This window comes from Pseudophaeobacter sp., assembly GCF_039971195.1.
Classification (GTDB): domain Bacteria; phylum Pseudomonadota; class Alphaproteobacteria; order Rhodobacterales; family Rhodobacteraceae; genus Pseudophaeobacter.
Genome location: NZ_JBDWPJ010000085.1, coordinates 1 through 14,635 on the forward strand (window position 1 = coordinate 1; position 14,635 = coordinate 14,635).

General features: G+C 56.7%; 13 protein-coding genes and 1 pseudogene. 5 read left to right on the forward strand and 9 right to left on the reverse strand.

Annotated elements, in window-relative coordinates; all coding sequences use genetic code 11:
• From ABJP42_RS07325 to ABJP42_RS07335, 3 genes and pseudogenes are all read right to left on the reverse strand, one after another.
• Positions 1-185, reverse strand: a pseudogene (locus ABJP42_RS07325) (helix-turn-helix domain-containing protein); the annotation flags it as partial.
• Positions 186-1,047: 862 nt separating this feature from the next.
• Positions 1,048-1,608, reverse strand: a complete 561-nt coding sequence (gene ilvN / locus ABJP42_RS07330) for an acetolactate synthase small subunit (protein WP_348339675.1) — start codon at positions 1,606-1,608, stop codon at positions 1,048-1,050.
• A 77-nt stretch (positions 1,609-1,685) separates the two neighbouring features.
• The gene (locus ABJP42_RS07335; RefSeq protein WP_348339676.1) at positions 1,686-3,437 is read right to left on the reverse strand and encodes an acetolactate synthase 3 large subunit; all 1,752 of its coding nucleotides are present in this window, start codon (positions 3,435-3,437) and stop codon (positions 1,686-1,688) included.
• A gap of 459 nt (positions 3,438-3,896) precedes the next feature.
• Here ABJP42_RS07335 and ABJP42_RS07340 point away from each other — a divergent pair, with 459 nt between their 5' ends.
• The gene (locus ABJP42_RS07340) at positions 3,897-4,280 is read left to right on the forward strand and encodes a bleomycin resistance protein (protein WP_348339677.1); all 384 of its coding nucleotides are present in this window, start codon (positions 3,897-3,899) and stop codon (positions 4,278-4,280) included.
• Positions 4,281-4,286: 6 nt separating this feature from the next.
• Here ABJP42_RS07340 and ABJP42_RS07345 read toward each other — a convergent pair whose 3' ends face one another.
• Both ABJP42_RS07345 and ABJP42_RS07350 read right to left on the reverse strand, forming a co-directional pair.
• Positions 4,287-4,931, reverse strand: coding sequence for a response regulator transcription factor (locus ABJP42_RS07345; RefSeq protein WP_348339678.1), 645 nt, complete (start codon positions 4,929-4,931; stop codon positions 4,287-4,289).
• Between the two features lie 60 nt (positions 4,932-4,991).
• On the reverse strand, positions 4,992-6,428 hold the full coding sequence (locus tag ABJP42_RS07350) for a cache domain-containing protein (RefSeq protein ID WP_348339679.1): 1,437 nt from the start codon (positions 6,426-6,428) through the stop codon (positions 4,992-4,994).
• A 249-nt stretch (positions 6,429-6,677) separates the two neighbouring features.
• Here ABJP42_RS07350 and ABJP42_RS07355 point away from each other — a divergent pair, with 249 nt between their 5' ends.
• From ABJP42_RS07355 to ABJP42_RS07370, 4 genes are all read left to right on the forward strand, one after another.
• Positions 6,678-7,760, forward strand: coding sequence for a TRAP transporter substrate-binding protein (locus tag ABJP42_RS07355; RefSeq protein WP_348339680.1), 1,083 nt, complete (start codon positions 6,678-6,680; stop codon positions 7,758-7,760).
• 151 nt (positions 7,761-7,911) lie between these two features.
• The gene (locus ABJP42_RS07360) at positions 7,912-8,838 is read left to right on the forward strand and encodes a TRAP transporter small permease subunit (RefSeq protein WP_348339681.1); all 927 of its coding nucleotides are present in this window, start codon (positions 7,912-7,914) and stop codon (positions 8,836-8,838) included.
• A gap of 17 nt (positions 8,839-8,855) precedes the next feature.
• Complete coding sequence (locus ABJP42_RS07365; RefSeq protein ID WP_348339682.1) at positions 8,856-11,210, forward strand: TRAP transporter large permease; 2,355 nt, start codon at positions 8,856-8,858, stop codon at positions 11,208-11,210.
• A 180-nt stretch (positions 11,211-11,390) separates the two neighbouring features.
• On the forward strand, positions 11,391-11,954 hold the full coding sequence (locus ABJP42_RS07370; protein WP_348339683.1) for a hypothetical protein: 564 nt from the start codon (positions 11,391-11,393) through the stop codon (positions 11,952-11,954).
• A gap of 17 nt (positions 11,955-11,971) precedes the next feature.
• On the opposite strand, the gene ABJP42_RS07375 is transcribed toward ABJP42_RS07370, so the two are convergent.
• The 4 genes from ABJP42_RS07375 to ABJP42_RS07390 form a co-directional block, all read right to left on the reverse strand.
• Entirely contained in the window at positions 11,972-12,376 is a 405-nt protein-coding gene (locus tag ABJP42_RS07375; protein ID WP_348339684.1) for a VOC family protein, read from the reverse strand.
• Positions 12,373-13,197, reverse strand: a complete 825-nt coding sequence (locus ABJP42_RS07380; protein WP_348339685.1) for an arginyltransferase — start codon at positions 13,195-13,197, stop codon at positions 12,373-12,375. The genes ABJP42_RS07375 and ABJP42_RS07380 overlap by 4 nt, the downstream gene beginning before the upstream one ends.
• A 152-nt stretch (positions 13,198-13,349) precedes the next feature.
• Positions 13,350-13,781, reverse strand: coding sequence for an RDD family protein (locus ABJP42_RS07385; protein ID WP_348339686.1), 432 nt, complete (start codon positions 13,779-13,781; stop codon positions 13,350-13,352).
• 81 nt (positions 13,782-13,862) lie between these two features.
• Positions 13,863-14,309 carry a DUF2852 domain-containing protein gene (locus ABJP42_RS07390; protein WP_348339687.1) on the reverse strand — a complete coding sequence of 149 codons (447 nt, stop codon included), beginning with the start codon at positions 14,307-14,309 and terminating at the stop codon, positions 13,863-13,865.
• Positions 14,310-14,635 lie beyond the last annotated feature (326 nt).

Below are 14,635 nucleotides of genomic sequence, written 5' to 3' on the forward strand. Positions count from 1 at the left end.
CTCTCCCCTGACATGTAGCGATTGAACTGGGTTCGGTTGATCCCGAGGCGCCGAGCCAGCTCAGAAACGGAGGGATAATTCTGAGCAAGGTGACGCAGATTGGTGCCAAACATGTTTCGCAGCTGTGCCGGCGTCCGGGGGTGCTTTGCATCCTGGTGACCAGTTGCGTCCAGTGTGTCCGGCATGGGGCGCTGCGTATCCTCTTATTGTGGCACAGAACGCAAGAAAAATTTACGTTTGGACGCTAGTTTGCGTCATGCCGACCCTAGTCTGTAGCAGAACCTTAGAGGTGTAGACACAAAATGCAATGACTAGACGCATTTTTGACGATGTTGCAATGGGAGCAATTGAACCAAACTCAATTTGTCCAGGATACGAGGCCCGCGATGATAGGAATTGTTCTTTGGAGTGACGCGACCGTCGGAAAGGCAGTGATCTGGTGTGAAGATCAAGGCGATCTGGCCTTCTACACACATGCTGGTACATTTGATACCTTCGAAACTTGTGTTGGCGATTGGGTGTGCTTCAATCTGATACTAGACGGTGACCTGCGAGTTGCCCGCGACATTAAGGTTCTGCAGGAACCCAGAAGCCCAGGGTTGGTTCATGACCTCGTTGGGGCCAGTGATGTGCCAAATGCGAATCTGGGCCCGAAACTGGTCGAAGCCTGTGTTCCTGGGGCTCGAGGAGGGGTGGTTTCCAATACGGGAAAGACCTCTGAGCCAGCGCCGCGATTGCGCCAGGAAAAGGCTGCCCGGACCAAGGTAGAAGAAGGGTTAGATCCACCCCAATCCGGCTCCAAATCGGGGAGTAGTGTGCCGCTGGAAGGGACAGTGAGAAACGTTATCTCTTTCCCTGTGGGGCAGTCCCGCCGCCGTCGCAGCGCTTAAGGCCTGGCCCATGCTAGGGGCCTGCCCTTGCGGAAGTCTTGAGCCTGTAGGGATGATTTCTGCCACTACGGTTTCAAAAGTTGGTACGTACAAAAAGGCCGGTCCTAAGACCGGCCTCTGTCGTTTTGGGACTGTTTCAGCTCACCCTGGCTTTAGGCTATTCACCGCGCAGCAGGGCTGCAACTCCGGTGCGCGCGACCTCTGCAAGACCTAGTGGGCGCATCAGGTCGGCAAAGGCATCGATTTTTTCCGGCGCGCCTGTGATTTCAAAGATGAAACTGTTCAGGGTGCTGTCGACAACATTGGCGCGGAAAATATCTGCCAGACGCAGGGCTTCGACCCGTTTGTCACCTTCGCCAACCACCTTGAAAATCGCCAGCTCGCGCTCAACCGAAGCGCCCTCTACAGTGAGGTCGTGGACTTCGTAGACAGACACGATGCGGCCAAGCTGGGCTTTGATCTGCTCAATCACCTGGGGGGTGCCGGTGGTCACCACAGTGATGCGCGATAGATGACCTGTGTGATCGACTTCGGCGACGGTCAGGCTTTCGATATTATAGCCGCGACCCGCGAACAATCCGATGACGCGGGCGAGAACGCCGGGTTCGTTCTCCACCAGAACGGCCAATGTATGGCGTTCCTGAACATCCGAAAAATTGGGGCGTAGGTTGTAGGCGGAATGGCGGGTAGAGCCTTTTTTGATATGTAGGGCAGACATTTATGTCCCTTTCTGAAGTCGGGCCAATTAGAGGGGCAGGGCACAACGGCCCTGCGGAATTCTGTTCCTGCGACGGGTTACACCAAAACCGCGCCGGTGGATTGGATGACACCCTGGGTATCGGCCTCGCCCATCAGCATCTCGTTATGGGCCTTGCCGCTCGGGATCATCGGGAAGCAGTTTTCGTGCTTTTCCACCAGACAATCAAAGATCACCGGGCCGTCGTAGGTGATCATCTCCATGATCGCATCATCCAGATCAGCAGGATCGGAGCAGATGATGCCTTTGGCACCAAAGGCTTCGGCGAGCTTGACAAAATCCGGCAGCGATTCAGACCAGGAGTGGCTGTAACGTTCGCCGTGCAGCAGTTCCTGCCATTGGCGCACCATGCCGAGGCGCTCATTGTTGAGGATGAACTGTTTCACTGGCAGGCGGTATTGGGCGGCAGTGCCCATTTCCTGCATGTTCATCAACCAGGAGGCTTCACCAGCCACATTGATCACTAGGCTGTCCGGATGCGCCATCTGCACCCCGATCGAAGCGGGGAAGCCATAGCCCATAGTGCCCAGCCCGCCAGAGGTCATCCAACGGTTGGGGTCCTCAAAATTGAGGTACTGCGCTGCCCACATCTGGTGCTGGCCGACCTCGGTGGTGACATAGCGGTCACGATCCTTGGTCAGCTCTTCCAGGCGCTGCAGGGCATATTGCGGCTTGATGACCTTCTCCGAGCCAGTATAGGCGAGGCAATTCACCTTGCGCCACTCGCCCACCTGTTTTTGCCATTTGGCAATGGCTTCGCGGTTTACCTTGCGGCCGCGGGCCTTCCAGACCTTGAGCAGATCCTCAAGCACATGGCCCACATCTCCGACAATTGGAATGTCGATGCGGATCACCTTGTTGATCGACGAGGGATCAATATCGATATGGGCCTTTTTGGAGTTCGGGCTAAAGGCATCGATGCGGCCGGTAATCCGGTCGTCAAAACGGGCGCCGACATTGATCATCAGATCGCAGTCATGCATCGCCAGATTTGCCTCATAAAGCCCATGCATCCCCAACATACCGAGCCAGTTTTCACCCGAGGCAGGATAGGCGCCAAGCCCCATCAGGGTGGAGGTAACTGGGATGCCGGTCGCATCCACCAGTTCACGCAGCAGCTGGCAGGCAGCCGGGCCAGAGTTGATCACGCCCCCGCCGGTGTAAAACACCGGGCGTTCGGCGGCCTCGATCGCGGCAACCAGTTCGGTGATCTCTTCCATATCGCCTTTCACGCCAGGCTGATAGCGCGAGGCAGTTGGCTTGGCCGGTTGATAGGTTCCGGTGGCAAACTGCACATCCTTGGGGATGTCGATCAAGACCGGGCCGGGGCGGCCGGATGTGGCCACATGGAAGCCCTCGTGCAGGGTTGCGGCAAGCTTGTCTGTGTCTTTCACCAACCAGTTATGTTTGGTGCAGGGACGGGTGATGCCCACGGTATCGGCCTCCTGAAAGGCGTCAGAGCCAATCATAAAGGTGGGAACCTGACCGGTGAGAACCACCAGCGGAATGGAGTCTAGCAGCGCATCGGTGAGGCCGGTCACCGCATTGGTGGCTCCGGGGCCCGAGGTCACCAGGACAACGCCGGGCTTGCCAGTGGAGCGGGCATAGCCTTCGGCGGCATGGACCGCGCCCTGCTCGTGACGCACCAGAATGTGGCGAATGTCGTTTTGCAGGAAAATTTCGTCATAGATGGGTAACACGGCACCACCAGGGTATCCGAATACAGTGTCAACGCCCTGTTCCTTCAGGGCTTCAACGATCATCTTTGCGCCGGTCATTTCACGTGTCATCTGCTATTTGCTCCAATTGGCGGCATCGTCCATTACGCATAAAAAAAGCCTCCGCTTGTTCAAGGGGAGGCGCATGGGTTTGATTGTGGTCTACCGTTACCGGCCCATGCGCTTGGTTCCTACAATTACGACTAGGCTGGTCATCACCAAGCTCTCCTTTACTGCGTTGCAGCGAACATTATGATTGCTGGAACGGGGCGTCAACAGGCAAAGCCACTGAAAATCACCCCATTTGGGACATTTTCTTGCGTCGCAGGCCTGCTGCGGCGACATTTTTGGAAAATAGGGTGTGAATTGTGACCTGAAACCATCCCGGTGATGCTGCGAGGGGCTTTGGCGTATGCAAATAGCCGGGTTCTCTACCCTCCAGAGGAGGGAGAACTTATGATTGACGAAACCTGTGCTGCAGCGCCTTATTGCACCAAAGTCTAGGGACCCTGGCCAATTGGGAGAAGTGTTATGACTGATCTTTTACAGGTGACGCCGTTTGTCCTGTGTAGTGACCTCCAGCGCCAGATCGATTTCTATTGCCGGGTGCTGGGCTTTGCCTGTGGCTTTCAGGCTGACAATTATGCCTACCTGAATCGCGGTCCTGTGGCGTTGCGGTTGCTGGAAAGCCCACCCAACCCGGATGGCAGGCCATTGGGAGGGGAGACCTCCTTTTACATCGACACCGATGATGTGGATGCCCTGTTTACTGAATTGTCGCCAGAATTGAGCCTGCTGCCAACCGGGCGGCTGCGCGCGCCTTTTGACCAACCCTATGGCCAGCGGGAGTTCCATGTCGCGGACGAGGACGGCACTTTGGCTTTGTTTGGCATGCCGATTGCTGCAAGCCCCTAAGCAGCATCAAAACTCGTGGCCGGTGCCCTGTAGAACACCATGTTCCAACGCGTAGCGCGTCAGCCCGGCGGTGGAAGAGATGCCGAGCTTGCGTTTGATGTTCTTGCGGTGGGTCTCCACCGTGCGCACCGAAATATCCAGGGTCAGGGCGACTTCCTTGTTGGACTTGCCCTGTGCCAGCTCCAGCAAGATGGTTTGTTCGCGCCCGGTCAGGGCCTCTCGTGTCTCACCGTCCTTGGGTTTTAGCGAGCCCTTGGCACCGGTACACAGGTAGCGCTCGTTGCGCATCACCGTATCAATGGCGAGCTTGATCTCTTCGGTGGGGACGTCCTTGAGGATATAGCCCATCGCACCATGGCTGAGCGCGGTAGAGATATATTCGGGGCTGTCATGCATGGTCAGTATGACAATCCGGGTCTGCGGCAGCCGCTCGAGGATCATCTCTGTTGCGCTCAGCCCGCCTAGGCGCGGCATGTTGAGATCCATCAGGATCACATCCGGGGAGAGCACTTGGGCCTGTTCAACCGCTTCGGCGCCATCGTTGAGGCAGGCGAGAACCTCGACATCGTCATAGCTTTCGAGAATGGACTGAATGCCTTCGGCGACCATTGGATGGTCATCGACAATAAGAACCCGGACTGTTTTGCTCATGTCTTCCCCCTATGCCCGTTCGCGGTGCAGCCGTTGCAGGCTGTGCCACAGGCGACAGCCCTAAACAGATTTGCTCCGCTGCTCTTCGCCAAGAGTTTCTCCCGGTGCCAGCAGATGGCTCAGGGGCAGGATGGCTTCGATCACGGTGCCGCTTTGGGTGCCACGTGATGACAGAATGCGTAAGGTGCCGTCAAGCTGCTCGATCCGTTCCTGCATATTCCGCAGGCCAATGCCCGGTCCCATACGGTCCTGATCTGGTGGCAGACCGGCGCCATTGTCAGAAATGCGCAGGGTTGCCCCCTTGGCATGGCCGCGCAGATCCATGGTCATCACTGTGGCATCGGCGTGGCGCTCGATATTCATCAGGGCTTCCTGGGCAATCCGGTACAGCGCGATCTTGGCCTCCGGATCGAGTCGGTTGCGAAACACCACGGTGCTGAACTCGGATTTGATCCCGGTGCGGGTGGCAAAATCATCCGTCAGGGATTTGAGCGCAGGCCCAAGCCCCAGATCGTCCAGCACGCCGGGGCGCAGATCGCGGCTGATGCGGCGGACTTCGGTGATGGCGCTGGCGAGGCTTTCGATACCCTTGTCTAGGGGGGGCAGGGCGCGGTCCAGATCGCCGCGTTTGAGCCGACGGCTGGCGTTGTCCAGGGCAAAGCGCACCCCGACCAGGATTTGGCTGATGCCGTCATGCAGCTCCCGCGCCACCCGGCCACGCTCTTCTTCCTGGGTGTCAAAGACCCGCTGGGTCAGCTCCTTGAGCTTGGCATCCGCCAGGCGGCGCTCACGGATATTGAGCACCATGCCTGAGGCAAAGACCACTATCAGCGCGGCCAGGGTGATGACGCCGATATAGAGGAAGGTCTGTTGTACCCGAGATTCCACCTCGGCGCGGGCGGCGGCGACCGAGGCCAGAACATCATCGATAAACACGCCTGTGCCCACGGCCCATTGCCAGTCCTGCAGGCCGACAACATAGGCAATCATTTGCGCCTCTTCGCCGGTAGAGGGTTTTTGCCACATGAATGTGTGCCAGCCAGCACCCTGTCGTGCCAGCCTGATGAATTCATCCACGACTGGGGTGCCCTGGCTATCGGTGAGCCCGGACCAATTGCGGGTAATAAACTCTGTCTGACGCGGGCTGACCAGATTAGTGCCGTCGTAGTCATAGACAAAGAAGAACCCATCGGTGCCATAGATCATCGAGGAAAGGATCTGCGCTACCTGCTCTTTGGCCTCAAAATCGTCGGGGGCGGCGCGGCCATAGATAAACGAAAACCCATTGCGGGCCTGAGTCACATAGTTGCGCAGCTCTGCCTTTTTCGCCGCCAGCAACTGTTCCGTCAGCGCCTGGATTTCGCGCTCAGCCGAGGCACGGGACTGGACAGCCACCAGAAGCGCAATTGCTGCCACTGCAACAACAAGCGGCAGTGTGGCCAGAATTGATAGCTTCTGTGCGTAGTTCGGGCGAAAAAGGGTGCGGAATGTGGCCATGTGCCGAATCGTTACGCAATCGCGCAACCGAATCAAAGGCCTGCGGCGGCAATTTCCGGACTCGATGCGGGAGATTCGCGACAGATTCGTGAAAAAAAGGCGTTAGCTCAGGGGTTTTTGGGAATTTTGGCCGTGCCTACGCAGTACTAGGTATTCACAAGTGCCGCAGCACGGCTAGGCTGGCGCCACTCTAAGAGATCCGTCCGGACAAAACTGGACATTGGCACTACTTAAGGGAGGAGCACTATTATGGATCGTCGTTCTTTTTTGAAGACTTCTGCGCTGGGCGGGACCGCCGCAGCTGCAACCACTCTGGCCGCACCGGCCTATGCAACGGGTAAGCGCACCCTGACCATGGTTACCACTTGGGGCCGTGGTCTGGCAGGCGTTTTTGACGCCGCCCAGCGTGTTGCTGACAATATCTCGACAATGTCCGACGGTCAGCTGACCGTAGACATCAAAGCCGCTGGCGAACTGGTTGGCGCATTTGAAGTGTTTGACGCGGTTTCCTCCGGTCAGGCCGACATGTACCACGGCGCCGACTACTACTTTGTTGGTCAGCACCCAGGCTACGCCTTCTTCACTGCCGTACCATTCGGCATGACCGCTACCGAAATGGCCAACTGGTACTACCAGGACGGCGGCATGGAACTGCACGACGAGCTGGGTCAGATCTTTGGTCTGAAATCCTTCCTCGGCGGCAACACCGGCGCCCAGGCTGGCGGCTGGTACTCGAAAGAGATCAACAGCCCAGAAGACTTCAACGGTCTGAAGTTCCGTATGCCTGGCCTCGGCGGCAAGGCTCTGGGTAAACTGGGCGCTTCCGTTCAGAACATCCCTGGCTCCGAAGTGTACCAGGCGCTGTCTTCTGGCGCGATCGACGGTACCGAGTGGATCGGCCCATGGGCTGACGAAAAAGCTGGTTTCCAGGAAATCACCAAGACCTATTACACCGCTGGCTTCCACGAGCCAGGCGCGGCTCTGTCGGTAGCAACCAACCGTGACGTCTTTGACAGCCTGACACCTGGTCAGCAGAAGATGATCGAAGTTGCCTCCGGCGAATGCCATCAGTGGAACCTGTCGCAGTTCCTGGCCAACAACGGCGCAGCTCTGCAGCGTCTGCAGGCCGGTGGCGTCAAGGTCATGGAATTCCCTGATGCGGTTTGGGATGCATTCGGCGAAGCTTCGAAAGAAGTTATGGCAGAGAACATGGGCGACGAGCTGTTCAAGAAGATCTACGACAGCGCCCAGACTTCCATGAAGTCCTCTTCGCTGTGGAACAACCTGTCCTCCGGTGTCTACACCGCGCAGCGTGACCGCGTACTGGGTTAACCCCATCTAAAGCGTCTTTAGGATCCCCCGCCGGGTGCGGGGGGTCCCTTTTTCATTTTTGCCGCAGGTCAGAAGACAGTGGTCGCTCTTGCATATCGCTTTGGAGCGAGACCGCGCTTTACCCCGCCGCATGCAATCATCCGAGGGAAAAATGCAAGACGATACAGGCATTTCCTTTTTCGGCGCTGTCTTTAACGGTTTGATCTGGCTGGTCCAGAACATTGCCGGCGCCTTTTACAATTTCGGCTACGCCGTAACTCACCCGCAGCTCTGGCTTGATTGGTCTGACAAGACCTCGATCATGCGCTTTGTCTACTATGGCGGCTCGGTGGAGTTCTTTTTTGTAGTCTTCACTCTGTTCCTGATCCTGACCGCGATTGGCCTGTTCAGACGCCAGTTCATGTGGGGCATGGTGCGGGTGCTTGAAGGCTTTGCCAATGGCATCGGGCGGTTCTTTGCCTGGGCGGGTCTGATCATGGTGATCCAGCAGATCATCATCGTCTTTATGCAGCGGATTTTTGCCCGGCCGGACATGAGCTTTGGTCTTGGCATCGCTGTTGAAAAAGACATCAGTTGGTTCGCCGAAGAATTGAAGTTCTACAATGCCTTGGTGGTTTGCCTCTGTGTGACCTACACCTTTGTGCAGGGCGGACATGTGCGGGTTGACCTGATCTATTCGGGCATCAGTTTCCGCGCCAAACGCGTTGTGGATATGGTGGGCTCGATCATCTTCATGATGCCAGCCGCCGTACTGACCTGGATGTATGGCTGGTATTTCCTGTGGCGCCATCTGATTGTGCCAAAGCCCTCGGCTTCGGACAGTCTGGAACGTCTGGTGATGAAAGCCCGCGCACTGCGCTGGAACGTCGAGACCATCGGCTTCAGCCCCAACGGCTTTAACGGATACTTCCTCTTTAAGATCTTGCTGGTGACCTTTGCCGGTATCGTCTTTATCCACGCTGCTGCCTTCTTCTATCGCTCCTTGCTGGAGTTCATCGAAGGACAGGGCAGTGAAAACAAATACCTCGACAAGGATACTCTTGGTGAGGGCGAAGAAGCCTATGAAGGCGCTCATTAACCTAAGGGACAGCTGATATGCTTTTCGGTCTTGATGGCGTCGAACTCGGCCTGCTCATCGTATTCCTTTGCCTTTTCGGAGGCATTCTCTCCGGCTTCCCGGTGGCCTTTGCCATCGGCGGTGCTGGTATCATCTCCTTCGGGATCATTGCAGCGCTGGACAGCGCTGGTCTGCTGATCCACCAAGCCATCGATACATCCTCGCCGTTGTATCAGGACCTGGTGAGCAGCGGGGTGAAACCCGATGTCATTTCGGTCTTCCGATATCCGGAACTTCCGCGCATCGCCGAGCCTGTCTTTGTACAGGGTTGGGAACATGCGATGGACCGCAACGTCTCCTTTATCGTGAACCGTATGAACGAACGTGTTCTGGCGGGGGCTTCGATTGAAACCCTGTTGGCGGTCTTGATGTTTGTTCTGATGGGAATCACCCTGGAACGTTCCAAAATCGCCAATGATCTGCTGACAACCATGGCCCGGGTCTTTGGCCCGCTGCCCGGTGGTCTGGCGGTATCTATTGTTGTGGTTGGTGCCTTCCTGGCGGCCTCCACCGGTATCGTTGGTGCCACCGTGGTGACCATGGGCCTTCTGGCTCTGCCCACCATGCTGCGCAACAACTACTCGCCGGAACTGGCGACCGGCGTGATCGCAGCCTCGGGGACCCTGGGACAGATCATTCCACCGTCGATCGTGATTGTTCTGTTGGGGACACTGGCTGGCGATTTGTATTCCACGGCTCAGGAAAGCCGGGCGATGGATGCAGGCTGTTCCGACGCGCTGACCTATCTGGGTGAACCAGCGGTTGTTTCGGTTGGTACCCTATTCCAGGCGGCCTTGCTGCCGGGGATCATGCTGGCCCTTCTTTATGCGCTGTATGCCTTTGGCTATGCGCTGCTGAACCCAGAGAAGGCCCCTGCGGTTGCTCTGGAACCCAGCAAGAATGAGCCGGTTACCCGCAACGAAGCTCTGCTGTGGTTCCTTGGTGCACCCGCTGCCCTGATTGGTGGCGCAATGCTGCTGAGCTCCTTTGGCGCAATCGGCTCGCAGAATATCACGGTTTCAGCCTTCTCTGATGCGGGTCAAACGGCCTCACTGCGGACCAATGTTGGTCCCGACTGTCAGGCCGCAATGATTGACCTGCATGGTCAAGAGGCCTGGGATGCAGCCATTGCTGAACAGACTGCGATTGATGCTGCTGGCGGTGTTGCTCAGGCAACCAAGCTGACAGAAGAGGAGTTCGAACAGGCCAAGATTGACAAGATCGCGGCCGCGGCTCCTATCGGCACTGGTATCACTGTCCTTGTTGTGATGATGGGTCTGGTTCTGGCGATTGGACGCGGGGTGGCACCTTCACGGGACGTGAAGCCGCTGATCCTCGGGGCCATTGGTCTGTTGATCGTTCTGCTGGTTGATGTCCTGGTGGTAGCTCCAACGACAACGCCGGGTGTGACGGTTCTGTGGCTGGCGCTACCCTTCTGGCTGGCGCTCTATGGCACCCGCGAAGCAGCGGCCCGTTGTGCAGGCAATGACCTGATCCGGGTGGTGTTTCCACCGCTGGTTCTGATTGTTGCGGTGCTGGGATCGATCCTGGGTGGTATTACCAACCCGACGCCGGCAGCGGCGCTTGGGGCCGGTGGTGCGATCATGCTGGCGGCCTACCGCAAGCTGCAGGATCAGGGGAAGTCGGGCAAGATCATCATCTGGGCAACCCTTGCCGTGATGATTGCAATCCTGATCGGGGTGAATTTTGACCTGCGGATCAACCAGTCCAATGTCAGTTTTGAAAGCTGGGTTGCCTTCTTCTTTGCCTATGGTGCCTATCTCTATGCGCTCTTTGGTCTGCTCTATGGCTGCTGGGTGCTGTTCAAGGGTGGCGTGCTGACTCCAGTAGTGCGTGAAACTGCTAAGGTCACATCCATGGTCTTCACCATTCTGATCGGCTCGCAGCTTCTCAATCTGGTGGTGATCTCCTTTGGCGGTGAACACTATATCCAGCAGTTCCTGAAGAGCTTTGACAATGAGATGACGGTCTTCCTGATCGTTATGCTGGTCTTGTTCTTCCTGGGCTTTGTGCTCGACTTCCTCGAGATCATCTACATCGTGATCCCGATTGTTGGGCCGGTGATCTACGGCGGATCGTTTGATCCCAAATGGGTGACCATCATGGTTGCGGTGAATCTGCAGACCTCCTTCTTGACGCCGCCCTTTGGCTTTGCGCTGTTCTATCTGCGCGGGGTGGCTCCAAAAGAGGTCACAACGGGTCATATCTATCGCGGGGTTCTACCCTTCGTGCTGATCCAGGTGGCTGGTCTGGCAATCCTGTGGTTGTTCCCTTCCATCGTGACCATCGTACCTGCGCTGATCCCTAACTGACCAGTATCACCAGGGAAAATAGAAAAGGGGCTCCAATTTGGGGCCCCTTTTGTTATGATTTCTCAACAAATATCGCTCCCAATCCACCCTCTTGAGACTTTACAATTTTCCAATACGAACTAGGCTGACGGCAGTTTTCAGGTGGGGGTCTGGGGCTGTAGTAAAGGGGAATGGTACTCCATGTCCTTGGTTAAAGATTGGCGGGCCGCCAAAAAGCGATACGACACGGCCTATCAGCAGGCGAGCAAGCAGATCAAAGCCGTGAACAAGAGGCTGACTGCGGTGGAATACTACCTGCATGCCATGCGCGATCACCTGCTGTCTGACAAAGCGCATATGCGCAAGATCGACGCCTATCTGGATGAGCTTACCCCTGAGACGATCGAGGATATCCAGAACGGACTCTTTCAGGAATTGCAGGAGCTGAGCGAAATTGAAGCACGCCCTGAGGCAGGTATCGAACGGGCATTGATGGATGTTGAACAAATCCTGGAGGCCGCAGAAAAGCTGATCGCACGGGGGGACATCTCGGCCTCCCAGTGGAGCCAGTATCGCGAAGTCTATGATCGTAGTGCTCATAGGCTGATGGATGTGAACGACGTGTTTGATGAATTCTGCAACAAGCGAGCCAATATGGAGTCCAAGCTGGCTCTGCGCCTGGACCATGCAACGCTCCTCAAACAGATTGCGCAGCGCAGCCGCGCCGTACATACCTACCTAAAAGACCATGATATCGAGGGCTGAAGGCGTAGGTCTGGTCTTCAGCCTTGGCTGAATTCCAAAAGATCCCAGCGATTGCCAAAAGGGTCCTGCCAGACCGCTACAGTTCCATAAGGCTCATGCCTTGGGGCCTCTTCAAAACGCACACCAGCGGCGCGCATCTGGGCGTGATCACGGGCAAAGTCATCCGTTGCCAAGAACAGGCCAACACGGCCACCAAACTGCTGTCCAACCGCAGCCTCCTGTGCAGGCCCTTCGGCCTTGGCAAGGATCAGGCTGCCCTGTTGTGCCCCCGGCGGCAGGATACGCACCCAGCGTTTATGGCCCTGGTCAATATCCTCGGCCAGTTGCCAGTTCAGGCAGCCGCAATAAAAGGCGATGGCGTCGTCATAATCCGGCACCACCAAAGCGATGGCGTGCAGAGCTTGTTGAGGGGGCGGGCTCATCGGCGGCGATGCACGGGCTGTTCGGGCAGATGTATATTGGCCACCTGCTCGGCAATCGGATCGGTGGAAAGCGGATGACTGCTGTCGGCATATTCTGCTGGGTCCTGCATCTTTTTCCAGGCGCCTTGGTGGTAGATCTCAAGGCCAGAGAATTTCTCTTTGTAGCCCATCTTGCTGCTGCCCGGCACCCAATAGCCGAGATAGACATAGGGCAGACCGGATTCGAGCGCGATCTTGATATGATCCAGGATCATATAGGTGCCTAGTGAGTCCTGTGGTTTTTCCGGGTCGTAGAAGGAATAGACCATGCTCAACCCATCCTCGAGCACATCCGTCAGGGAAACCGCCACTAGGCCACTGAACTGCGGTTCTGTATATTCCACCACCCGGCTGCGGATCGGTGTTTCTTCGATCATCGCGGCATATTCAAAGACATCCATATCCGCCATGCCTCCGTCCGAGTGCCGACTGTCAAGATAGCGGCGAAACAGGGCGTATTGATCCTCGGTGGCCCAGGGCGAAGTCGCCCGGCGCATCAGATAGTCGTTGCGTTTTAGGATGCGTTTTTGGCTACGCCGCATGGCAAAGGCACTGACGTCAATCCGGGCCGACATACAGGCTGAACAATCCGAACAGGACGGGCGGTACAACACATTCTGCGAACGGCGAAACCCCTGATGCGACAGGCTGTTATTTAGCTGCTCAGCGCCATCTCCCTGCAGCGAGGTAAACAGCTTCCGCTCCATCCGGTTTTCCAGATAGGGGCAGGGCTGAGGCGCCGTAACATAGAACTGGGGAGCAATGGGAAGTGTATGGCGCATCGGGGGCAAATCTTAGAATGGGTGTCTCGATCATAGGAGTCCCGGGCAAGATAGCAATGGCCAAGCCCTGCGCCAAGCGAGCAATGAGACGTGGTTAAAGCCGGGCGGTCTCCCGCCCGAATTTGACAAGAGGGCTTCCCCCCTTTTGGGGATCAGACCCGCTTGTTGATCACCACGGTACCCAACAGGGCGTCAGTAAGACCCTGTCCGCGGCTGGTAGTGAGCATCATGATGATCGAGATCACCTGGAGGACTGGGATGGCCAGGGAGAGAGTGAAGCCAGCGGTATGCAGCGTCGCCTGGGAAGTATCCAGACGCCGACCCGAAAGGTCGCGCAGCTCAATGCCGGCAAACCGCATGCCCAGGGTCGCAGAGCCGTTGGCGATGCTCACGGTGCGATAGACAAATCCGATCACCAAGTAGAGCAGCGGCCAGATGAACAGCCCCAAGAAGGCCGTAAACAGCACCGTCAAGAGGCACAGACCCACGATGAGGATACTGTCGATGACCCAAGCCACCAGTCGTTTGAGGGCTACCGAGTCATAAAATTCGGCCTGGTAGTCAGGGTCGGGCAGGGCGGTCATGATGGGTCCTTTTGTGGAGTGCTGTAAAAAGGGAGAGGCGGTCTGCGCCCATCCTGAGCGCAGACCTGGATCAAAGTCGGGTTAGTGGGATTTAGCGGCGATGTCTTCGTCGCTGCCATCTTCTGCGGCAACTTCGCTGCGCTCATCCATAAACTGGTCAAATTCCGCTTTGTCCTTGGCTTCGCGCAGGCGCTGCATAAAGCCCTCAAAATCGCTCTGTTCTTGTTCCAGGCGGCGCAGAGTGTCTGCTTTGTAGGCGTCAAAGGCGGAGTTGCCAGAGGGTTTCATCGCCGACATTCCGTGGCTGGCCCAGGGTTTGCGGCTGTGGCTGCGGCAGGATTTATTGAACATACGTTTGCTCCAGATCATGTAAAAAAGAAGGGCGAGGCCGATGGGCCAGAAAAAGACAAAGCCAAGCACCATTGTGGCGATCCAGGCCCCTTTGCCCTTTTGATCCAGCCAGGCTTCGCTGCGCGAGAACCAACCCTGCTGGCTGAGGGTCGGGGTGGGCGAGGTCATAGTTGTCATTTTCCGTCTCCAGGTTTGTGCAGTCTTGATGACTGGCTGTGTGGTCGTTGGGGTTATGTATATCCCCTTCACATTACAGCATATCGGAGTGCGGGGGCTTGTCTTCAAGTGTCTATGTAAATCTTTTTTACATTATTGGCTTGTTGTTTGTTTACATGAGGTGAAAGAGGGGTGTGTGTAGCGGGACGGCTTTGTTGCACCAATCGGGGTCTGAGCGTTCTTCCCCTTTCCCCGGACGGATTTATCCTAGGGGCACTGTGACGGGTATGCCAAGAACTGTGTAACGGTTTAGCACGGCGATGCGGATTTGGATCTCCGCGACCTGC

Bases quoted from the DNA above. Each gene is read 5' to 3' on its own strand.
- ilvN (WP_348339675.1), bottom strand. From the start codon at position 1,608: ATGTCTGCCCTACATATCAAAAAAGGCTCTACCCGCCATTCCGCCTAC.
- ABJP42_RS07335 (WP_348339676.1), bottom strand. From the start codon at position 3,437: ATGACACGTGAAATGACCGGCGCAAAGATGATCGTTGAAGCCCTGAAG.
- ABJP42_RS07340 (WP_348339677.1), top strand. From the start codon at position 3,897: ATGACTGATCTTTTACAGGTGACGCCGTTTGTCCTGTGTAGTGACCTC.
- ABJP42_RS07345 (WP_348339678.1), bottom strand. From the start codon at position 4,931: ATGAGCAAAACAGTCCGGGTTCTTATTGTCGATGACCATCCAATGGTC.
- ABJP42_RS07350 (WP_348339679.1), bottom strand. From the start codon at position 6,428: ATGGCCACATTCCGCACCCTTTTTCGCCCGAACTACGCACAGAAGCTA.
- ABJP42_RS07355 (WP_348339680.1), top strand. From the start codon at position 6,678: ATGGATCGTCGTTCTTTTTTGAAGACTTCTGCGCTGGGCGGGACCGCC.
- ABJP42_RS07360 (WP_348339681.1), top strand. From the start codon at position 7,912: ATGCAAGACGATACAGGCATTTCCTTTTTCGGCGCTGTCTTTAACGGT.
- ABJP42_RS07365 (WP_348339682.1), top strand. From the start codon at position 8,856: ATGCTTTTCGGTCTTGATGGCGTCGAACTCGGCCTGCTCATCGTATTC.
- ABJP42_RS07370 (WP_348339683.1), top strand. From the start codon at position 11,391: ATGTCCTTGGTTAAAGATTGGCGGGCCGCCAAAAAGCGATACGACACG.
- ABJP42_RS07375 (WP_348339684.1), bottom strand. From the start codon at position 12,376: ATGAGCCCGCCCCCTCAACAAGCTCTGCACGCCATCGCTTTGGTGGTG.
- ABJP42_RS07380 (WP_348339685.1), bottom strand. From the start codon at position 13,197: ATGCGCCATACACTTCCCATTGCTCCCCAGTTCTATGTTACGGCGCCT.
- ABJP42_RS07385 (WP_348339686.1), bottom strand. From the start codon at position 13,781: ATGACCGCCCTGCCCGACCCTGACTACCAGGCCGAATTTTATGACTCG.
- ABJP42_RS07390 (WP_348339687.1), bottom strand. From the start codon at position 14,309: ATGACAACTATGACCTCGCCCACCCCGACCCTCAGCCAGCAGGGTTGG.